The 21,187-nt window shown below is 61.6% G+C and carries 19 protein-coding genes; 5 read left to right on the forward strand and 14 right to left on the reverse strand.

The genetic code is table 11. The features are described from left to right. Positions 1 to 6 precede the first annotated feature (6 nt). From C4J91_RS25905 to C4J91_RS25920, 3 genes are all read right to left on the reverse strand, one after another. Entirely contained in the window at positions 7 to 1,071 is a 1,065-nt protein-coding gene (locus tag C4J91_RS25905; RefSeq protein WP_124364841.1) for a putative 2-aminoethylphosphonate ABC transporter ATP-binding protein, read from the reverse strand. Positions 1,072 to 1,334: 263 nt separating this feature from the next. Continuing rightward, a complete protein-coding gene (locus C4J91_RS25915) occupies positions 1,335 to 2,198 on the reverse strand; it encodes a LysR family transcriptional regulator (protein ID WP_124364842.1) in 864 nt (287 codons plus the stop codon). A 16-nt stretch (positions 2,199 to 2,214) separates the two neighbouring features. Beyond that, positions 2,215 to 4,461 carry a heavy metal translocating P-type ATPase gene (locus C4J91_RS25920; protein ID WP_124364843.1) on the reverse strand — a complete coding sequence of 749 codons (2,247 nt, stop codon included), beginning with the start codon at positions 4,459 to 4,461 and terminating at the stop codon, positions 2,215 to 2,217. A gap of 85 nt (positions 4,462 to 4,546) precedes the next feature. On the opposite strand from C4J91_RS25920, the gene cadR reads away from it, so the two are divergent. Then, positions 4,547 to 4,987, forward strand: a complete 441-nt coding sequence (gene cadR, locus C4J91_RS25925; RefSeq protein WP_124364844.1) for a Cd(II)/Pb(II)-responsive transcriptional regulator — start codon at positions 4,547 to 4,549, stop codon at positions 4,985 to 4,987. Between the two features lie 129 nt (positions 4,988 to 5,116). Here cadR and C4J91_RS25930 read toward each other — a convergent pair whose 3' ends face one another. Both C4J91_RS25930 and lgt read right to left on the reverse strand, forming a co-directional pair. Further along, entirely contained in the window at positions 5,117 to 5,950 is an 834-nt protein-coding gene (locus tag C4J91_RS25930; RefSeq protein ID WP_124364845.1) for a thymidylate synthase, read from the reverse strand. A 51-nt stretch (positions 5,951 to 6,001) separates the two neighbouring features. Further along, a complete protein-coding gene (gene lgt, locus C4J91_RS25935; RefSeq protein ID WP_122542012.1) occupies positions 6,002 to 6,814 on the reverse strand; it encodes a prolipoprotein diacylglyceryl transferase in 813 nt (270 codons plus the stop codon). Positions 6,815 to 7,032: 218 nt separating this feature from the next. Here lgt and C4J91_RS25940 point away from each other — a divergent pair, with 218 nt between their 5' ends. Then, positions 7,033 to 7,779, forward strand: a complete 747-nt coding sequence (locus C4J91_RS25940) for an NRDE family protein (RefSeq protein ID WP_124364846.1) — start codon at positions 7,033 to 7,035, stop codon at positions 7,777 to 7,779. 111 nt (positions 7,780 to 7,890) lie between these two features. On the opposite strand, the gene ptsP is transcribed toward C4J91_RS25940, so the two are convergent. Next, entirely contained in the window at positions 7,891 to 10,170 is a 2,280-nt protein-coding gene (ptsP, locus tag C4J91_RS25945) for a phosphoenolpyruvate--protein phosphotransferase (protein WP_124364847.1), read from the reverse strand. Positions 10,171 to 10,192: 22 nt separating this feature from the next. Further along, entirely contained in the window at positions 10,193 to 10,672 is a 480-nt protein-coding gene (locus C4J91_RS25950; protein ID WP_003176750.1) for an RNA pyrophosphohydrolase, read from the reverse strand. Between the two features lie 143 nt (positions 10,673 to 10,815). Between C4J91_RS25950 and C4J91_RS25955 the strand changes: the two genes are divergently transcribed. Further along, complete coding sequence (locus tag C4J91_RS25955) at positions 10,816 to 11,472, forward strand: HAD family phosphatase (protein ID WP_124364848.1); 657 nt, start codon at positions 10,816 to 10,818, stop codon at positions 11,470 to 11,472. 93 nt (positions 11,473 to 11,565) lie between these two features. Here the strand turns inward: C4J91_RS25955 and C4J91_RS25960 are convergent, their stop codons facing one another. The 4 genes from C4J91_RS25960 to ilvA are packed head-to-tail and all read right to left on the reverse strand — an operon-like array spanning position 11,566 to position 15,274. After that, positions 11,566 to 12,033, reverse strand: coding sequence for a DUF2269 domain-containing protein (locus tag C4J91_RS25960; protein ID WP_124364849.1), 468 nt, complete (start codon positions 12,031 to 12,033; stop codon positions 11,566 to 11,568). Continuing rightward, positions 12,030 to 13,295 carry an SDR family oxidoreductase gene (locus tag C4J91_RS25965; protein WP_124364850.1) on the reverse strand — a complete coding sequence of 422 codons (1,266 nt, stop codon included), beginning with the start codon at positions 13,293 to 13,295 and terminating at the stop codon, positions 12,030 to 12,032. The genes C4J91_RS25960 and C4J91_RS25965 overlap by 4 nt, the downstream gene beginning before the upstream one ends. Before the next feature lie 10 nt (positions 13,296 to 13,305). Continuing rightward, complete coding sequence (locus C4J91_RS25970) at positions 13,306 to 13,719, reverse strand: DUF2269 family protein (RefSeq protein ID WP_124364851.1); 414 nt, start codon at positions 13,717 to 13,719, stop codon at positions 13,306 to 13,308. 40 nt (positions 13,720 to 13,759) lie between these two features. Continuing rightward, complete coding sequence (gene ilvA, locus C4J91_RS25975) at positions 13,760 to 15,274, reverse strand: threonine ammonia-lyase, biosynthetic (protein ID WP_124364852.1); 1,515 nt, start codon at positions 15,272 to 15,274, stop codon at positions 13,760 to 13,762. 138 nt (positions 15,275 to 15,412) lie between these two features. Here ilvA and rpiA point away from each other — a divergent pair, with 138 nt between their 5' ends. Both rpiA and C4J91_RS25985 read left to right on the forward strand, forming a co-directional pair. Continuing rightward, the gene (gene rpiA, locus C4J91_RS25980; protein ID WP_124364853.1) at positions 15,413 to 16,084 is read left to right on the forward strand and encodes a ribose-5-phosphate isomerase RpiA; all 672 of its coding nucleotides are present in this window, start codon (positions 15,413 to 15,415) and stop codon (positions 16,082 to 16,084) included. Positions 16,085 to 16,419: 335 nt separating this feature from the next. Beyond that, positions 16,420 to 18,366 (forward strand): autotransporter domain-containing protein, encoded by a 1,947-nt coding sequence (locus C4J91_RS25985; RefSeq protein ID WP_124364854.1) that lies wholly within the window; start codon positions 16,420 to 16,422, stop codon positions 18,364 to 18,366. Here C4J91_RS25985 and C4J91_RS25990 read toward each other — a convergent pair whose 3' ends face one another. The 3 genes from C4J91_RS25990 to C4J91_RS26000 form a co-directional block, all read right to left on the reverse strand. Then, positions 18,367 to 19,275 carry an SdiA-regulated domain-containing protein gene (locus tag C4J91_RS25990; protein WP_124364855.1) on the reverse strand — a complete coding sequence of 303 codons (909 nt, stop codon included), beginning with the start codon at positions 19,273 to 19,275 and terminating at the stop codon, positions 18,367 to 18,369. Positions 19,276 to 19,395: 120 nt separating this feature from the next. Continuing rightward, positions 19,396 to 20,322 carry an SdiA-regulated domain-containing protein gene (locus C4J91_RS25995; protein ID WP_124364856.1) on the reverse strand — a complete coding sequence of 309 codons (927 nt, stop codon included), beginning with the start codon at positions 20,320 to 20,322 and terminating at the stop codon, positions 19,396 to 19,398. Positions 20,323 to 20,500: 178 nt separating this feature from the next. Beyond that, a complete protein-coding gene (locus C4J91_RS26000; RefSeq protein ID WP_124364857.1) occupies positions 20,501 to 21,166 on the reverse strand; it encodes a fumarylacetoacetate hydrolase family protein in 666 nt (221 codons plus the stop codon). Positions 21,167 to 21,187 lie beyond the last annotated feature (21 nt).

Here is a 21,187-nt window from a genome sequence, read left to right on the forward strand (position 1 = left end):
ACCATCTCAGGCGAACACCTGCAAGCTGCGCGGCGGCAGGGCCACCAGAATGTCCTGGGCCCCCAGGCGCGGCATGGCTTCCGGCGCCAGCTCGGCCAGCAGTGGGTGGCCCGGCAACTGCTCCAGCTCAAAACTCATGCGGCAGCGATTACCCAGGAAGGTGATCTCGCGGACTTTGGCCGGGAACAGGTTTTCCTCATGCACCGGCGGGTTCACGCTGATCGCTTCCGGGCGGCAGAACAGCCGGCCGGATTTGGCGATGCCGGCGTCATCGGCCAGTCGCACATTCATCCCGCCGACCTGGGCATGGCTGGCGCTGTTGCGGCTGAACGGCAGCCAGTTGCCCTGGCCGACGAACTCCGCCACGAACGGCGTGGCCGGGCGGTCATAGATTTCCTGCGGCGTGGCGTACTGCTCGACCTTGCCGTTGTGCATGACCGCGATGCGGTCGGCCATCAACATGGCCTCGTCCTGGTTGTGGGTGACCATCAGCGTGGTGATGCCCAGGCGGCGCTGAAGTTGGCGCAGCTCGGTACACAGATGCTCGCGCACCCGCGCGTCGAGGGCCGACATGGGTTCATCCAACAGCAATAACGAAGGCGCCGGCGCCAGGGCCCGCGCCAGCGCGACACGTTGCTGCTGGCCCCCGGACAACTGGCCGGGGAATTTCTTTTCGCTGCCGAGCAGGCCGACCAATTCGAGCATTTGCCCGACACGCTTGCGCACCTCATCACGGCCGCAGCCGGCGAGGCCGTAGCCGATGTTCGCTTCAACGGTCAGGTTGGGAAACAGCGCGTAGGACTGGAACAAAATGCCGTAGTCCCGCGCCTGGGGCGGCAGCCGGGAAACATCGCGGTCACCCAGGTAAAGCTCGCCGCTGTCCTGGCGCTCAAGCCCGGCGATGCAGCGCAGCAACGTGGTTTTGCCGCAGCCGGACGGGCCCAGCAGGCACACCAGCTCGCCAGCGGCAACGTCCAGGGACACGTTGTCCAACGCGGTAAAGGCGCCGAAGCGTTTCTGGATACCGCGCACCTTCATCGGCGCGCCGGGTTGGGTCAGGGCTGTGTTCATGGTGGCACCTCATCGAACGGATGAAGGCCATGCTAGGGAGGGAATGCGTAGCTGGTGTGGCAGAAAGGCAAAAGGAGGTGATAGTGGTATTGGTGGATTTGTGTAGGATTCTTAGAAATGTGGTGCCGGGTCCCGATCGTTCCTACGCTCCCGCGTAGGAATGCAGCCCGTGACGCTCTGCGTCACCTGTGGGCGGCAGTGACGGGACGCGGAGCGTCCCAGGAGGCATTCCCACGCGGAGCGTGGGAACGATCAGCTCGCTCCTACAAGGGTGACATTTCCTGGGCCAGGCCAAGGAAAGCCGCCGGCAACCGGGCACCTTTACGCTCCTTGAGGCAGTACAGATACTCGGGAATCTGCGGCGCCTTCTCGAGGGTCAGCACCTTCAGCTGTGGATCATGCGGCACTTCCTGGCGCGCAATGATGCTGATGCCGATATTGCGCAGTACCGCCTCGCGGATCGACTCACGGCTGCCAATCTCCAACAACGGCCCGTACCCCACGCCCGCGTTCTTCAGCATCTCTTCCGTCAGCCTGCGGGTGGTAGAACCCGCTTCACGCATCAGCAAGGTATGCCCGATGAGCGCGCTCAACGGTACGTGATCAAGCTTGGCCAGCGGATGGTTGCGATGCACCGCCACCACCAGCGGATCGGTGCCCAGCACGCGGCGCACCAGACGCGGGTCTTCCACCAACTGCGACGAGGCGGCGACGTCGACGCGGTAGTCGTCCAGCGCTTCGAGCACCTGCTGGGAATTGCCGATTTCCACCGACACGTCCACCTGCGGCAGGCGTTCGCGAAAGGCTTTGACCAGGTCCAGAATGTAGTACGGCGCGGTGGCGGCAATCCGTAAGGTACCCTGGACTTGGCCGTTATTGCGCAGGAAAAACTCGATGTCCGCTTCCTGCTGCAACAGCGCCTTGACCATCGGCAACAGCCGCGCGCCTTCATCGCTGACGGTCAGGCGGCGGCGGCCACGATAGAACAGCTCAACGCCGTATTGGCTTTCCAGGTTGCGGATCTGGGTAGTGACCGTAGGTTGGCTCAGGCCGAGCTTTTTCGCCGCCTGGGTAATGCTGCCCAGGCGGGCTACCATGAAAAACGCCTTCAGCTCAGCACTCAGCACACCACCCTCTCATCGTCTATTTGCGCAACAGGCGCAGGCCATTGAACACCACCAGCAGGCTGACGCCCATGTCGGCAAACACCGCCATCCACATCGTCGCCATGCCCAGGAAGGTGACCGCCAGGAAGATGGCCTTGATCACCAGCGCCAGGGCGATGTTCTGTTTGAGGATACTCGACGTTTGCCTGGAGAGCCGAATGAATGCCGGGATCTTGCGCAGATCATCGTCCATCAGTGCTACATCGGCGGTCTCGATGGCGGTGTCGGTGCCTGCGGCGGCCATGGCAAAGCCGATTTCGGCGCGTGCCAGGGCCGGCGCGTCGTTGATACCGTCGCCGACCATGCCGACGCGGTGGCCTTGGCCGTAGAGCGTTTCAATGGCGTGCAGCTTATCGGTGGGCAGCAGGTCGCCCTGGGCCTGGTCGATACCGACCTGGGCGGCAATCGCCTGGGCGGTGTGAGTGTTATCGCCGGTGAGCATCAGGGTCTTGACGCCCAGTTCGTGCAGTTGCCGGATGGCTTCGCGGCTGCTGTCCTTGACCGTGTCGGCTACGGCGAACAGGGCCAGCGGGCCTGACTTGTCGAGCAGCAGCACCACGGACTTGCCTTGTTTTTCCAGGGCGAAGAGTTTCTCTTCCAAGGCCGGCGAGCACAGCCCGAGGTCTTCCACCAGACGGTGGTTGCCCAGGTGGTAGGTTTCGCCGTTTATGTCTCCGCGCACGCCACGACCAGGCAATGCCGCGAAGTTATCCACAACGTAGGACACCAGGTTTTTATCCAACGCCGCGTTGGCGATCGCCAGGGACACCGGGTGGTCGGAACGGCCGGCCAAACTCGCGGCCAGCGCCGGCGCGCTGTCCTGCACCGTGGCGAACAGCGGCAAGTAGTCGGTTTGTACCGGCTTGCCGTGGGTGATGGTGCCGGTCTTGTCCAGGGCGAGGTAGTTGAGCTTGTAACCGCCCTCCAGGTACACGCCGCCCTTGATCAGAATGCCTTTGCGCGCCGCCGCCGCAAGGCCGCTGACAATGGTCACCGGGGTAGAAATCACCAAGGCGCACGGGCACGCGACCACCAGCAACACCAGGGCGCGGTAGATCCAGTCGAACCAGACGCCGGCCATGAACAGCGGCGGTATGACTGCCACGCCCAGGGCAAACAGGAACACGGCGGGTGTATAGACCTTGGAGAAGCGGTCGACAAAACGCTGGGTCGGCGCCCGGGCGCCCTGGGCCTGTTCCACCGCGTGGATGATCCGCGCCAATGTGGAATTGTTGGCCGCTGCGGTCACCTGGTATTCCAGGGAACCGGCCTGGTTGATCGTACCGGCGAAGACTTTATCGCCCAGGTTTTTTTCGATCGGCAGGCTTTCACCGGTGATCGGCGCCTGGTCGATAGTGGATTGACCGGCAGTCACCTCACCGTCCAGGCCAATGCGTTCGCCAGGCTTTACCCGCACGATGGCGCCTAAATCAATACTTTTGACCTCTTGCTCCAGCCATGAACCGTCCGCCTGGCGCACCGTGGCCTGCTCCGGGGTCATCTGCATCAAGCCGCTGATGGCATTGCGCGCACGGTCCAGGGACTTGGCCTCGATCAACTCGGCCACGGTAAACAGGAACATCACCATCGCCGCTTCCGGCCATTGGCCGATCAGCACGGCGCCGGTCACGGCGATACTCATCAGCGCGTTGATGTTCAGGTTCAGGTTTTTCAGGGCAATCCAGCCCTTTTTGTAGGTGGTGAGGCCACCGCTGAGAATCGACACCAGCGCCACCAGGGCGATCACCCAGGTCGGCGCCACGCCCGTGAAATGCAGGACTTCCGCGCCCAACGCCCCCACGCCCGAGACTGCCAGCGGCCACCAGTGTTTCTTGGCGGGTGGCGCGGCGGCGGGGGTGCCTTCTTCGATCGGGTCGGCCTGCATGCCGATGGATTTGATGGCATCGATGATCGGCGCAGTGCTCGGCAAGTCGTGGGTGACGCCAAGGATACGGTTGATCAGGTTGAATTCCAGCTGCTGCACACCGGCGAGCTTGCCCAGCTTGTTCTGGATCAGCGTCTGTTCGGTGGGGCAGTCCATCGCTTCGATGCGAAAGGTGCTCAGGCGCGAGCCGGCGGTGGGAGCGTCGCTCAACTGTACTTTTGCAGGCGCCGGGGTGCCGGAACAGCACCCGCCGCCGTGGTCATGCACCGGCTTGAGCGTTTGCTCGCCGTGATCATGCTCGTGATCGTGCTTATGCGGGGTGTGGAGGGAATCGCTCATGCTGTCGCGTCCGTAGATGTGCCTGTTGCCAAGTAAAGACCCTGTAGCCACTATAGGGTCAAGCACCCATTTGGAGATTGCTGCGATGAAGATCGGCGAACTGGCCAAACTGACCGACTGCCCGGTGGAAACCATCCGTTATTACGAGAAGGAAAGCCTGCTGCCACCCCCGGCGCGCACTGACGGCAACTACCGGGTGTACACCCAGGCGCACACCGAGCGGCTGATCTTTATCCGCAACTGCCGCAGCCTTGACATGACCCTGGAAGAAATCCGCAGCCTGCTCAGCCTGCGTGACAGCCCACAGGATCAATGCGAAAGCGTGAATGCGTTGATCGACGAACATATCCACCATGTCAAAGCGCGGATCGATGGGCTGCTGGCGTTGCAGGAGCAATTGCTGGACTTGCGCCAGCGCTGTGGCGGCGGGGCGCAGTGCGGGATCTTGCAGCGCTTGGAGGTCAGCGGGAGCGTGCAGGCCAGCGAGGCCGAGCCGTCACATGTGGGCAGAAGCCACGGGCATTAGACTTAAGTGAACGCGGACCAAATGTGGGAGGGGGCTTACCCCCGATTACGGTGTGTCAGCCATAGAAATGCTGGCTGATCCACCGCTATCGGGGGCAAGCCCCCTCCCACATTTAGATCAGGACAGACTTCAGATCGCCACGTCAGCCTTGATGCTTGGGTCGGCGTCGTAGCCGACGATTTCAAAGTCTTCGAACTTGTAGTCGTAGATCGACGCCGGTTTACGCTTGATCACCAGTTCCGGCAGCTTTTTCGGCGTGCGCGCCAGCTGGGTCTGGATCTGCTCCATGTGGTTGCTGTACGCATGGGTGTCGCCGGTGGTGACGATGATCTCGTGGGGGATCAGGTCGCACTGCTGGGCCAGCATGTGAGTCAACAACGCCAGGGCGGCAGTGTTATAGGGCAGGCCGAGGAATACATCGGAGCTGCGGATGTATAACTGCATCGACAGATGGCCATCATGCACAAAGGCCTGGTACAGCAGGTGGCACGGTGGCAAGGCCTGCTTGCCGTTGCGCGCGTTTTCCTGGGGGCTCTTGGTTTCGTCCGGCAGGTATTCGACGTTCCAGCCGTGGAACAGGATGCGGCGGCTGTTGGGGTTGGTCTTCAACGTCTCGACCATGTAGTCGATCTGGTTGATCTTGCCGCCGTCCTTGGTTGGCCAGGCGGTCCACTGCTCGCCGTACACCGGGCCCAGGTCGCCGTCTTCGGTGGCCCATTCATCCCAGATACGCACGCCGTTTTCGTTGAGCCACTTGATGTTGGTGTTGCCGCTCAACATCCAGATCAGTTCGTTGGCGATGCTTTTGAAATGCAGCTTCTTGGTGGTCAGCAGCGGGAAGCCATCGGCCAGGTTATGCCGATACTGACGGGCGAACACGGCCTTGGTGCCGGTGCCGGTACGATCGCCCTTGGTCAGGCCATTGGTCACGACGTCGTGCAGGAGTTCGAGGTATTGCTTCATGTGGGTACCCGTATCGTTGAAGCCGAGGCGCGCACGCCTCGGCGTTCGAATTTAAAGCGCGGTGCTCTTGATGCCTTGTGGGCGGTTGTAAGCCCACCACAGCAGGCCCAGGCCGACCAGGATCATCGGGATGCTGAGCACCTGCCCCATGGTCAACCAGCCCCACGCCAGGTAGCCCAACTGCGCATCCGGTACGCGCACGAACTCGACGATGAAGCGGAAGATCCCGTAGAACAGCGCGAACATTCCCGACACGGCCATGGTTGGGCGTGGCTTGCGCGAGAAGATGTACAGGATGAGGAACAATGCCACACCTTCCAGGGCGAACTGGTACAGCTGCGACGGATGGCGCGGCAGTTGCGCCGGGTCGCTGAACGGCGGGAACACCATGGCCCACGGCACATCGGTCGGCTTGCCCCACAGCTCGGCGTTGATGAAGTTACCGATGCGCCCGGCGCCCAAGCCAATCGGCACCAGCGGCGCGACGAAGTCCATCAACTGGAAAAACGACTTGCCGTTGCGCCGGCCAAACCACCAGGCGGCGATCATCACGCCGATAAACCCGCCGTGGAACGCCATGCCGCCCTTCCACACCTCAAAGATCAGCGTCGGGTTGGCGATGTAGGCCGACAGATCGTAGAACAGCACATACCCGAGTCGCCCACCGACAATGACCCCCATCGACAACCAGAACACCATGTCGGAGAGTTTCTCCTTGGTCCAGGTCGGGTCGAAACGGTTCAGGCGCCGGGACGCCAGCAGCCAGGCACCGCCGATGCCGATCAGGTACATCAACCCATACCAATGGATTTTCAGCGGACCGATGGCCAGGGCCACCGGGTCGATCTGCGGGTAAGGCAGCATTGCGACTCCTCGTTAAAACATTTAGTCATGACGCACCGGACCATGCCGATGCGCGATTAAGCCTGCGTTACAGCTGCGAGATCAAATTAAGAAGTTCACATACACACCAAACAGCCCGGCATGTTAACGGATGGAAGGTGCGCGGCCCAACTTCGTTACGATGGAACGCCCGCGGTTCTGTGGGTAGAGTGAGGAAAAAACACACAAGGGATCGCCCGATGTGCCTGATTGTTTTTGCCTGGCGGCCGGGCCATGCCCAACCGCTGATCGTCGCGGCCAACCGTGATGAATTCTACGCCCGGCCCAGCCTGCCGCTGGCTCAATGGCCGGATGCACCACAGGTCTTTGCCGGCCGCGATCAGGAAGCGGGCGGCACTTGGCTGGGGGTGAACGCCGAGGGGCGCTTCGCTGCGCTCACCAATATCCGCGACCCGCACCAGCCGCCGTCACGCAAGTCCCGGGGTGAGCTGGTGGCGCGCTTTCTCAGTGGTTCGCTGCCGATTGACGATTATTTGGCGGAAGTTAACGGTCGTTCGATTGAATACGCCGGGTTTAATCTATTAGTGGGCACGCGGGATGAGCTTTGGCACTACAACGCCAATAAGACCCAGCCGACGCGGTTGGAGGCGGGCGTGTACGGTTTATCCAATGCCGGTTTGGATACGCCCTGGCCGAAGCTGCTCAAGGCCAAGGCGGCACTCGTTGAAATCCTCGACGATCCGCAGCCGGACGCGTTGCTGGGGATCTTGAGTGACCCGCAGACCGCACCGTTTGCTGAACTGCCGGATACCGGCGTCGGCTTGGCGACGGAGAGCTTGCTGTCGAGTGTGTTTATTGCCAGCCCGAGTTACGGGACGCGGGCAAGCACAGCGTTGATCGTGAATGCCGACGGGACGCGGCGGATGGTGGAGCGCAGTTTCGGGCCGCAGGGTGGGCGGTTGGGCGAGGTCGAGCTCAATCTTTAAATGTGGGAGGGGGCTTGCCCCCGATTGCAGTATGTCAGTCAGGATATCTGGTACTGATACACCGCTATCGGGGGCAAGCCCCCTCCCACAGTTGGATATTCATTGGCAGGTTTAAAGTGTTTTGGCAGAAGCGGGATTGATCATCCGCGTCAGCCCCAAATTCTTCAGCGCCAATTGCAGCGAGCTGTGGATAACTTGCGGGTTGTCGATGGTCATCAGTTCGGCCAGCAAATCCTTGGCCATGCTCAATTCAACCTGGCGCAGCATCCATTTCACTTTGGGCAAGTTGGTGGCGTTCATCGACAGGCTGTCAAAGCCCATCGCCATCAACAGCACCGCCGCTGCAGGGTCGCCGGCCATTTCACCGCAGATACTCACCGGCTTGCCTTCGGCATGGGCGTCGCGCACCACATGCTGCAGCGCTTGTAGCACGGCCGGGTGCAGGTAGTCGTACAGGTCGGCTACCCGCGGGTTGTTGCGGTCCACGGCGAGCAGGTATTGGGTCAGGTCGTTGGAGCCTACCGACAGGAAGTCCACCTGCCGTGCCAGCTCCTTGGCCTGGTACACCGCCGCCGGGATTTCGATCATCACGCCAATTGGCGGCATCGGCACGTCGGCGCCTTCGTCGCGCACTTCGCCCCAGGCACGGTGGATCAGGTGCAAGGCTTCTTCCAGCTCGTGGGTGCCGGAGATCATCGGCAGCAGGATGCGCAGGTTATTCAGGCCTTCGCTGGCCTTGAGCATGGCGCGGGTCTGCACCAGGAAAATTTCAGGGTGGTCGAGGGTGACGCGAATCCCACGCCAGCCGAGGAAGGGGTTGTCTTCCTTGATCGGGAAATACGACAGTGACTTGTCGCCGCCGATATCCAGGCTGCGCATGGTCACCGGCAACGGGTGGAAGGCCTGCAGTTGCTCGCGATAAATCGCCAGTTGCTCCTTCTCACTCGGGAAACGCTGGTTGATCATGAACGGCACTTCGGTGCGGTACAGCCCCACCCCTTCAGCGCCGCGCTGTTGCGCCCGGGCCACATCGGCCAGCAGGCCGGTGTTCACCAGCAGCGGCACGCGGTGGCCGTCGAGGGTCACGCACGGCAACTCGCGCAACGAGTCGAGGCCCAGCGCCAGTTGTTTCTCTTCCTCGACCACTTCGGCGTATTGCTTGCGCAGCAATTCGCTGGGGTTGGTAAACACTTCGCCGCGATGGCCATCGACGATCATGTCGATGCCATCCACCTTGGAATACGGCAGGTCCACCAGGCCCATCACCGTCGGAATGCCCATGGCGCGAGCCAGGATCGCAACGTGGGAGTTACCCGAGCCCAATACCGAGACCAGGCCGACCAACTTGCCCTCAGGCACTTCGCCGAGCATGGTGGCGGTCAGTTCTTCGCTGATCAGGATGGTGTTGTCGGGGTAGACCAGATTGGTGGTGCGGTCTTCCTGCAGGTAGGCCAGCAGACGGCGACCGAGGTCACGCACATCCGAGGCACGCTCGCGCAGGTAGGCGTCGTCCATCAATTCGAAACGGTTGACGTGATCGGTGACCACCTGGCGCAGCGCGCCCTGGGCCCACTGGCCGGTCTTGATCACGGTCTTGACTTCGTTACCCAGGGACGCGTCGTCGAGCATCATCTGGTACACGTCGAACAGCGCACGCTCTTCCGGGCGCAACTGGGTGGCCAGCTTGGTCGACAGGTTGCGCATGTCGGCGCGCACGCCTTCCAGGGCGGTCTTGAACAGTTTGATTTCAGCGTCGATGTCGTGGACGGTCTTGTCCGGTACCACATCGAGGTCGGCCGGTGGCAGCATGACCACCGCCGTACCGACGGCGGCCCCCGGCGAACCCGGCACGCCGACGAACTTGGCCTCCTGGATGCCCTTGCCCTGGCGACCCAGGCCGCGAATCGAGCCCGTGGCTTCGGCGTGGGCGATAACCCCGGCCAGCTGCGCGCTCATGGTCACCAGGAAGGCTTCTTCACCTTCGTCGAACTGGCGGCGTTCTTTCTGTTGGATGACCAGCACGCCGACGACGCGGCGGTGGTGAATGATCGGCGCGCCGAGAAACGAGGCGTAGCGCTCTTCGCCGGTTTCGGCAAAATAGCGATAACGCGGGTGATCGGCCGCGTTTTCAAGGTTCAGGGGTTCTTCACGCGTCCCCACCAGGCCCACCAGACCTTCATTGGGCGCCATGCTGACTTTGCCGATGGAGCGCTTGTTCAAGCCCTCGGTGGCCATCAGCACAAAACGGTTGGTCTCGGGGTCCAGCAGGTAAACCGAGCAGACCTGGCTGCCCATGGCTTCCTTGACGCGCAACACAATAATCCCCAACGCCGCCTTGAGATCCTTGGCGGAGTTAACTTCCTGGACGATCTTGCGCAGCGTATTGAGCATGGCTCGGGGTCGAACTCCGTCGTCAGTCGCGCGCTAAAAGGCGCGGGGCAAGCTCTTTGAGAGCGCGACGATAAACCTCGCGCTTGAATGTCACCACCTGGCCCAGCGGATACCAATAACTGACCCAGCGCCAGCCATCGAACTCCGGTTTACCGGTCAAATCCATCCGCACCCGCTGCTCATTGGAGATCAGGCGCAGGAGAAACCATTTCTGCTTCTGGCCGATACACAGCGGTTGGCTGTGGGTACGCACCAGGCGTTGCGGCAAACGATAGCGCAACCAGCCCCGGGTGCAGGCCAGAATCTGCACATCTTCGCGCTCAAGGCCGACTTCTTCGTTCAACTCACGGTACAAGGCGTCTTCAGGGGTTTCGTCGGGGTTGATCCCACCTTGAGGAAACTGCCAGGCATCTTGGTTGATTCGGCGAGCCCATAGCACCTGTCCGGCATCATTCGTAAGAATAATCCCGACATTAGGACGGAAACCATCGGGGTCGATCACGGCAACAACCTCGCAAACGCATGTCGCCGCATTGTTCCACAAAGGTTCATCCAGCGGCAACGAGGCTTCTTACCTTATGTGCACTCTTGTGAAAAGACCGTATTCTGGACGCCTTTTTACAGACTTTTCAGCGAGTAACCGCAATGCGCCTGGCTTTATTCGACTTGGACAACACGCTCCTGGGCGGTGACAGCGATCACGCCTGGGGTGATTACCTGTGTGAACGCAGGATTCTCGACCCGGTGGCTTACAAGGCCCGTAACGACGCGTTCTATCAGGACTACCTGGCCGGCAAGCTGGACAACGCCGCTTACCTGAACTTCTGCCTGGAAATCCTCGGCCGCACCGAGATGGCTCAGTTGGACAAATGGCACAACGACTATATGCGCGACTGCATCGAACCGATCATGCTGCCCAAGGCCGTGGAACTGCTGGCCAAGCACCGCGCCGCCGGCGATATGCTGGTGATCATCACCGCCACCAACCGTTTCGTCACTGCGCCGATTGCCGCACGGCTGGGGGTTGAAACCCTGATCGCCACCGAGTGCGAGATGGAAAATGGCCGCTACACCGGGCGCAGCACCGATGTGCCGTGCTTTCGTGAAGGCAAGGTGACGCGCTTGAACCGTTGGCTGGAAGAGACCGGGTATAGCCTGGAAGACAGCTACTTCTATAGCGACTCGATGAATGATTTGCCGCTGCTGGAGCAGGTGACTCATCCGGTGGCGGTGGATCCGGACCCGAATTTGCGGGCCGAGGCTGAAAAGCGGGGCTGGCCGGTGATTACGCTGCGCGGCTGATAAAGCTATCGGGGGCAAGCCCCCTCCCACAGGGGAACGCATTCCAATGAGGGAGGGGGCTTGCCCCCGATGCAGGCGACACGGGCCCAAGCCTTACATAGGCTTGGCCACCATCAGGTAGAAAATCGCCATGAACGCCAGGAATGCAGGCCAACCCAGGCCAAACCACCAGCGCATATAGGTTGCGGCCTTGAGTGGCATCGTCGTACCTTCGCGCAACGCCTGTTCCGCCATCTGGTGCACACGAATCTGCAACCACACCACTGGCAGCCAGCAGATCCCCGCCAACACATACAAACCGAACGTCCACTGCAACCAACTCTGCTGCAACGACCAACCCGCCAGATGCATCAAGCCGATCCCACTCAATGGCTGGAACACTGCCGTGGTCGCGGTAAACGCCCAGTCGGCAAAGACCAGGTGCTTGAATGTTACGGCGATCACTTCCACTTTGCCGCTGCGCCAGGCGCGCAACGCGTAGTAGGCCGAGCCCGCGCCCAGCCCGAATAGGATGGTGGACGAAAGGATATGCAGGGTTTTGAGCAGCAGGTAAGCACTCATCGGCGACACTCATTCACAGTAGGTTCAGTCCAAAAAAGCCATAACGTAGCCACCATCAGCACCAGGTTCTTGGCGACGGCGGCGTAGGGGTCGAACCAGTAGTGGGGCAAAACGAAGCTGATGACTACGGTGTATCCGACCATCAACAACAGTTGCAATAGCAGGGTGTGGCGCCGCCAGCGCCTGATCAGCAGCCCGGTGCCCAACAGACCATCGCACAGCGACCCGCCGATCACCGCCAGCATCGCCCAAACACCGTGCACGCCTGCCTGCGCCATGATGCGCAAGCCCCACTCGTACCCCGGCCCCAGGCACACCGCTGCGGTGCCCAGCCAGATCAGCACCAGCACCGCCAGCATCAAGGGACGGACCGTAAGCTGGCTGCTCACGGCCGCTGTCGGCCAGCCCTGCAAACGCGACGACAGCGGTGCCGCCGAATAACCGCAGACCGAAGCCAGCACCTCGGGGTCGGCCACGTTGTCCTGTTGCGCCAGAGTAATGCTTTGTCTGTTCAGCGCACGCCAACCCAGGCGGTCGCCCACCCGACCGCTCAACCCTAGCAGCGGCGCCTGGACGTATCGGCCCGGCGCCCAGCCTTGTACGGCGCGCAAGTGATCAATGACCTGGCTCAGCCGCATCGGTTCAGGCCCGACCAATGGCAACACCATCGCTTCAACTGGCCACCGACGCAGCAATGCCAGCACGGCCCCGACGACGTCAACGATATGCACCGGTTGCAGATGGGCCTTGAGGTCCAGCAACGGGATCAGCGGCCACGGCGAAAGCGCGGCGAGCCAGGCACTGCTGGCGCCGCCCTCACCCACTACCAATGAGGGTCGCAATACCACCGCTTCAATCCCGAGGCCAAGCAGATAGTCGTCAGCCGCGCCTTTGCTGGCGAGAAACGGCACATCGGATTGCGCTGAAGCGCCCAGGGCGGAAACCTGCAGCACTCGCACGCCGCGCTGCGCCGCCAGATCGAACAACGCGCAAGTGCCCCGGTCCTGCACCCGGCTCAGCTCGGCCGCATCCACGCTCAGCAGACCGGCTGCATTGATCAGTAAATCAACGGATTCGGGAAAGTCGAAACCTTCGGGGTCGACGGCCAGCAGGTTCAGATCCAGCGGGCGCCACTCCACGCCCGGCCAATTCTGGCTTCGAGGCTCGCGACAAGTAGCGACCACTTGATGCCCCGCCTGCTGCAGAGCCAGCAACAGGTGGCGCCCGACAAACCCGGTGGCGCCTACCAGAAGAATGTTCATGAAGCTCCTTTCAAACCGGCTTGGCCCCCATGAGCCCGGCAATCGCCACAAACCCCACCAAACTGACCACCGCCAGCACCAAGGTGAAATTCAGGCTACCGCCCTCGCCTTTACGCAGCCGATTGAGCCGTGCCACCAGCCAGAACCAGGCCAGCGCTGCCACGGTATACAGAATGCTGGAACCCAGGATCCAGGTTTGCCCCAGCGGCCAGCCGACCAGGTGCACCATCCACCAGCCGGTGAACGGCATGCTCACCAGGCAAATGCCCATCAGCAGCCAGACGAACGCCCACGGGCGTTGCACGACCACCGCCGGTCCGGCGCTGCGCTTGCGCCAGGCCAATGCCGCCAGGCCCAGGCCGCTGAGCAGCAGCAATACGGTGGCGGCGATGTGAATAACCTTGAGGGTGGTCAGCGTTTCCATAGTCTCGATTCCTTGAAGGCCGCTCAGTCAGCGTAGTCGCTCAACCGAGGAACAACTGGTAGGCCGGGTTTTCGCTTTCATCCCAATACGGGTAGCCGATCTCGGCGAGGGCGGCCGGGACCAGGTGGCGCTCGTCCGCCGGCACTTGCAGGCCGGCGACCACCCGGCCGTCAGCCGCGCCGTGGTTGCGGTAGTGGAACATCGAAATATTCCAGCGCCCGCCCAGTTTGTTAAGAAAGTTGAACAACGCCCCCGGCCGTTCCGGAAATTCAAAACGAAACACCAGCTCGTCACTGACCTTGGCCGCATGCCCGCCGACCATATGGCGGATGTGCAACTTGGCCAATTCGTTTTCGGTGAGGTCCAGCACCGGGAAACCCTGGTCGGTGAGGCTGGCGATCAATGCGCTGCGCGGGTCGTTTTCCGGGTGGGTCTGCACGCCGACGAAGATGTGCGCCTCGCTGCCGGTGTGATAGCGGTAGTTGAATTCGGTGATCTGGCGCTTGCCCACTGCCTCGCAGAATGCCTTGAAGCTGCCCGGTTTCTCGGGAATGGTCACGGCGATGATGGCTTCGCGGCCTTCACCCAGTTCGGCCCGTTCGGCCACATGGCGCAGGCGGTCGAAGTTGACGTTGGCGCCGGAGTCGATGGCGACAAAGGTCTGGCCGCTGACGCCGCGGGTCTCGACGTACTTCTTGATCCCGGCCACGCCCAGCGCGCCTGCCGGCTCGGTGATGGAGCGCGTGTCGTCGTAGATATCCTTGATCGCCGCACAGATTTCATCGGTGCTGACGGTGATCACTTCATCCACATAGTCTTTGCAGATGTCGAAGGTGTGCTGGCCGATCTGCGCCACTGCCACGCCATCGGCGAAGAGGCCGACGGTCGGCAACACCACGCGCTCACCCGCCGCCATCGCCGCTTGCAGGCAGTTGGAGTCGTCCGGCTCGACGCCGATGATCTTGATGTCCGGGCGCAGGTATTTCACATACGCCGCAATACCGGCGATCAGCCCGCCGCCGCCCACCGGCACGAAGATCGCGTCCAGCGGCCCTGGGTGCTGGCGCAGGATCTCCATCGCCACGGTGCCCTGCCCGGCAATGGTGTGCGGATCATCGTAGGGGTGAATGTAGACGTAGCCTTTTTCATCGACCAGCTTCAGCGAATAGGCCAGGGCTTCCGGGAAAGAATCACCGTGCAGCACCACCTTGCCGCCACGCGAGCGCACGCCCTCGACCTTGATTTCCGGGGTGGTCTTGGGCATCACGATCGTTGCCTTGACCCCCAGCACCTTGGCCGCCAGGGCCAGGCCCTGGGCATGGTTGCCCGCCGAGGCGGTGACCACGCCGCGTGCGCGCTCCTCTGCGCTGAGCTGGCACAGCTTGTTGTAGGCGCCGCGAATCTTGAACGAGAACACCGGCTGCAAGTCTTCGCGCTTGAGCCAAATCTGGTTGCCCAGCCGCTCGGAAAGCTGGCGGGCAGTCTGCAGGGGTGTTTCTACGGCAACGTCATAAACGCGCGAGGTGAGGATCTTTTTGACGTAGTGTTCAAGCATCGGCAGGCATCTACTTCAGGGGTTGGGCAGGGCCAGGGAGTCTAACCCGGCTTTTGGCCGGGAGACCACACGAATCCCAAGGTTTGTTGGGGTATACTCGCCGCCCTCGATCACTCCCCCGCCCGTTCCGGAGCCCGCATGACCCAGGATCAACTCAAACAGGCAGTGGCCCAGGCCGCTGTCGATTTAATCCTTCCCAAACTCGACGACAAGAGCATCGTCGGTGTCGGCACCGGCTCCACCGCCAACTGCTTTATCGATGCGCTGGCCCGGCACAAAGGCGCGTTCGATGGCGCAGTGGCCAGTTCCGAAGCGACCGCCGCACGCCTTAAAGGCCACGGTATTCCGGTGTACGAACTCAATACCGTGAGCGACCTGGAGTTCTACATCGATGGCGCGGATGAAAGCGACGAGCACCTGAACCTGATCAAGGGCGGCGGCGCAGCCCTGACCCGCGAAAAAATCGTCGCGGCCGTGGCCAAGACCTTTATCTGCATCGCCGACGCCAGCAAGCTGGTGCCGGTGCTCGGTGCGTTCCCGCTGCCGGTGGAAGTCATCCCGATGGCCCGCAGCCATGTGGCCCGCGAGCTGGTGAAACTGGGCGGCGACCCGGTGTACCGCGAAGGCGTGTTGACCGATAACGGCAACATCATCCTCGATGTGTTCAACATGCAGATCACCAACCCGGTGGAGCTGGAAACCCGGATCAACGCCATTGTGGGAGTGGTCACCAATGGCCTGTTCGCCGCGCGCCCGGCGGATGTGCTGCTCTTGGGCACCCCGGAAGGCGTGAAAACCCTCAAAGCTTAAAAACACCGCAGTTCAAATGTGGGAGGGGGCTTGCCCCCGATGGCAGTGTGTCAGTCAAATTATCTGGTGCTGATACACCGCTATCGGGGGCAAGCCCCCTCCCACATTGACCGCACTCGACTCTGAATTTGTGTAACAAAAGCGCTACTTTTCGCAGCACTCCTCTCCAAAACCGTGCGCTCTGTCACGCCCCGTCTGGTATCCAATCCGTTACAAATTACAACCAAGCGACCCACGCGTTTAACAATGCGCCAATTCGCCGCCGCCCATGGAATGAGGCGCGCATTGTGCAAAGCGTCTGCGCTTGAACCTCTCATCACCTCAAGGAAGACCCTGTGATAAAGCCCCTAGCCCTCGCTCTCAGCGTCGCCGGCACCCTGCTGTCGACGCATCTTCAGGCCTATGATTACGGCCAGCACGCCACCACCACCCTGGAAAAACTGATCAACGACTACCCCGGGCGTTATCGCGACACGGCCAATTTCGCCGGGGCGGCCGATTGGATGCAGAGCCAGATGGGCACGGCCTACAGCATCAGTCGCCAGGACTTCACCTGGAACAACGGCAGCCGCGCCTCGCAAAACGTGGTGGCCTACGCCGCCGGCACTAAACCGCAGTACGTGGTGATCGGCGCGCACTTCGACACCTACTTCGGTCGCCCCACCCTGCAAGGCCTGGACGACAACGGCTCCGGCGCCAGCGTGCTCACCGAGGTGGCGAAGAACCTGGGCGGGCTGCAACTGGAAAATGGCTTGCAGGTGGTGGGCTTCGGCGCGGAAGAAGAAGGCTTGCGAGGGTCCAAGGCCTTCGTTGAGTCCCTGAGCGCAAGCCAACGCGCCAACATGCTCGCGATGATCAACCTCGACAGCCTGATCACCGGCGACATGATGTATGCCCACGCCGGCCAGAACAGCGCGGCCAACCCCAGCCTGGCGGCGTTGCGCGAACACACCTTCCAGATCGCCAGGGAACTGAATATCCCCCTGTTCACTAACCCCGGCCTGGACCCGCAATACCCCAAGGGCACCGGCTGCTGCAGCGATGGCGAACCGTTCGAACCGCTGAATATTCCGATCCTGTATATCGAGGCGACCAATTGGGAGCTGGGCGACCTGGATGGCTACACCCAGACCGACAATCCGAAAATCCCCGGCGGCTCGACCTGGCACGACCCGAACGAAGACAATAAAGCCGTGCTCACCGATGCTTTCGGCCAGGCGCGCATCGATCAGCGCCTGCGCGATTATTCGCGCCTGCTCAGCCGCCTGGTGCTGGAACTGACCAATGCCGACTTGATGGCCTCGACTGCCTCGGGCGGCGCCGTCGCACGCAATATGCAGGACAACCTGCAGCGCCAGCACCAGGCCAGCGTGCGTTTGCATGATCGCCGCTGGCTGACCTTGCAGTCGGCCAGTCGTGAAGTGGGCAGCTTCGATGGCGAAATCGGCGTGGACGGTCAATACAACCCGGACAGCGGTTTCGACCGCGCACCCAACCCAGAGGCCCGGCAGTTGGGCGTGCATGCGCTGGGCGACTACCAGCTGAGCTCAGCCCTGAACATCGGCGCCAGCCTGAGCTACCGCAACGGCCGCGACACGCTGGAGCACCGCGGCAAACTCGATAGCGACACCTGGCAGGCCGCCGTCTACGCCCTGCTCAACGACGGCGGGCCGAGCTGGCTGGCCGGTGATCTGAGCGCCGGCCACACGCGCTTCGATTCCAAACGCAACCTGCTGATCCAGGCCAGCGGCGGGCCGGTGCTGCTCAACCAGCACCTGACCGGCAAGACCGACGCGCTGTCCCTCGGCGCACGGGTGCTGGGCGGCCATGACTTCGATTTTGGTGCCCTTCAGAGCGGACCCTTTGCCGGGCTCGATTACAGCCACTACCGCATCGACCAGTTCCACGAGAAGCAGAACCTGCGCACCGCGCTGGACTACGAAGAACAGTCGTTCGATTCCCTGGAAGCCAGCCTGGGCTGGCGCGTGCGCGGTGCTGTCGCTCTGCCTTACGGCTTGAGCCTGATGCCTTACGGCAACATCGCGTGGGTCAAGGAATTGGCCGATGGGCGTCTCGACGACCTGCAACTGACCGCCCGCGCCGATGGCCAGGCCCGCACCGCCAAACTGGGGTCAGTCGATAAACGTTTTGGCCGTGCGCAACTCGGCAGCCAATTGGCAATCACCCCGCAATTGGGGATGTACGCCGAAGTGAACAGTCGACTCGGCCATGCCGAGGGCAGCCAGACCGGCTACTCGCTGGGTGTGCAGTGGATGTTCTGATCAGGGCTTCTTGAACACGTAGAACAGGTTCGGCTCACTGACGAGGTACAGCGTGCCCTCGTCATCCATGGCGATCCCTTCGGCCTGCGGCACACGTTTTTTCAGGCCATGGCGCCCGTTGAGCAGTGACAGACTGCTTAACGGGCGACCATCGATATCCAGTTCCAGCACCAGGAACGACTCATCGGAAAGCGCCAGTAAATGGCCGCTGCGCTCGTCGTATTGCAGGCTCGACAGGTCGCGCACGAATAACCCGGCATCACGCTTGGGGTTGTTGATCACATGCACCGAGTAGGTTTTTTCCGCTTTGAAATGGGGAAAGCCGTGGACCTCATAGATCACCATCGGGTCGCGTTCCTTGGCGACAAACAGGCGCTTGCCCACCGAGTCATAGGCCAGGCCTTCGAAACCCTTGTTGCTGCCAATGTGCACGCCCAGGGTCATCTGCTCCGCATCGGCGGCATCGAGAAATTGTGTGTCATCGTCCACATGCACTTTGATCAGGCGCTGTTGGCGCTCGTCACTGATCACGTAAATATTGTCGCTGATGAACTCCACCGCCTCGGCATCGCCAAACCCCACCAGGGGAATACGCCGCAGGATCTTGCCTTGCAGGGACAGCTCGACCAGCTCGGCGTTTTTATTGGTGACGGTAAACAGGCTTTTGCGCACCGGGTCGTAGGTGAGGGCCGACACATCGTCGTCGAGCCCTTCGATCACCTGGCCTTCCAGGGAGACGCGGTAATCGGCCAGGCCGATGCCGCGTTCATCCGCTGGCTGGTGCCACACCTGCCAGTTAAACCAGGCACGCTCGAACAGACGGAATTGCTGCGCAACGATCGCGGCAGCGACCAGCGCAATCAACAGCAGGATTAAAAGAGCAGGTTTGGGGCGGGCAAATCGACGCATCGTGGCGGGCTCAGAGAAAAACTGGCGAATAGATATCAAGATCGCCTGAATTTAAACTTAAACGCAACGGGCTGTCTGGTGAATGCCGCTTTTTAGGACGTGTCCGACGTAAGACGTAGGTTATTTCTGTTTTTCAAACCGATAGAACAAGTTTGGCTCGCTGACGATATACAGCGTACCGCTCTCGTCCATGGTCACCCCTTCGGCACGCGGGATGGTGTCCTTGAGGCCGTTGAAGCCGCCCAACAGGGTCATGAAGCTGACTTGCTCGCCGGCTTCATCCAGCTCCAGCAGCAGGTGGGAGTCGGCCGACAGCACCAGCAAATGCCCGGTGCGCGGGTCGGTGGCCAGGGCGGACAGGTTGCGCACATCCAGCTCGGTACTTGCCCGTTTCTGCTTGTCGCCTGTGAGGGTCTGGCTGCCGTCGCTCTTCCAGGTAAACAGTGCCGGTGGGCGCTCTTCGCCCAGCACCAACTGCTGGTTGCGCGGGTCCCAGGTGATTGCTTCAAAGGCTTTGTTCTGGTCCTTGGACGGGCCCAGGTCATAACTGGGGAAATCGGCCTTGTTCAACGCCGTGGTGCCGGCGTCTACCTTGACGATGGTCAGGCTGTGCTCGCGCTCATCGACCACGGCCATCAAGCCATTCCCCATCACCGTCAGGCCTTCCGGATTGTTCCAGCCGTTGAGGGGCATCTTGCGCAGCACGTCGCCTTGCAGGCTCAGCTCCACCAGGAACGGGTTCTTACCCATCACGGAGAACAGGGTTTTGGTGCTTGGATTGTAGGACAGGTCCGAGGCCTCGTCCTTCTCCATGCCGGGCAGCAACTTGGCGTCGATGACCGCGTGATAGTCCGGCAGCCACACGCTTTCCCGGCGTTCGGCCGGGCTTTCAAAACCCTCCAGCACCCACAACACACCGCGATCATCCCAGTGCATCGCCCAGGCGATGCCATACAGGATCGCACCGGCCAGAAACACCCAGGAATACCAGCGCATGGTCAAGCGAGAGCGAAGCGTAGGTTTGGAGGTGGGCAGAGGCACGGCCATTGAGGGCTTTTCCGGAAGTCAGCTGTAGGGAATAGAGCAAGAAGCTGGATTATGCGGATGGCGTGTGAAAAAAATGCAAAACCAATGTGGGAGGGGGCTTGCCCCCGATAGCGGAGTGTCAGGCACAGGTTAGCTGGCTGACACACTGCAATCGGGGGCAAGCCCCCTCCCACATTTTTCAGCGCACGACGCTCTCGAAGCGGTTGACGCCCGACAACTCCAGCACCAGCTTATCGCCGACATTCAGCGGCCCTACGCCAGCCGGGGTGCCGGTCAGGATTACATCACCCGCCTGCAGCGAGAAGCAGCCGGCCATGTGCTGGATCATCGGCACGATCGGGTTGAGCATCTGCGCGCTGTTGCCGTTCTGGCGGACTTCGCCGTTGATGGTCAGGCGAATGCCGATATCGGTCACGTCCGCGAACGTGCTGCCGACCACAAAAGGCGCAATCACCGCCGCGCCGTCGAACGACTTGGCGATCTCCCACGGCAGGCCCTTGGCCTTCAACTCGGCCTGTTTGTCGCGCAGGGTCAGGTCCAGCGCCGGGGCGAAGCCGGAGATGGCATCCAGCACTTCTTCGCGGCTTGGCGTGTTCGACAACGGCTTGCCGATCAACACGGCGATTTCCGCTTCGTAATGCACCGAACCGCGCTCGGTAGGAATAGTGAAACCGCCTTCCAGCGGTACCACGCAACTGCCCGGCTTGATGAACAGCAACGGCTCGGTCGGCACCGGGTTGTCCAGCTCCTTGGCGTGTTCGGCGTAGTTACGTCCGATACACACCACTTTGCCTACCGGAAAGTGGATGTTGGTGCTGTCGATATACTTGTGCTGGTAGCTCATGGAACGACTCCTTAAAAAGCT

The sequence above is a fragment of the Pseudomonas sp. R3-52-08 genome, assembly GCF_003851745.1.
GTDB lineage: Bacteria > Pseudomonadota > Gammaproteobacteria > Pseudomonadales > Pseudomonadaceae > Aquipseudomonas.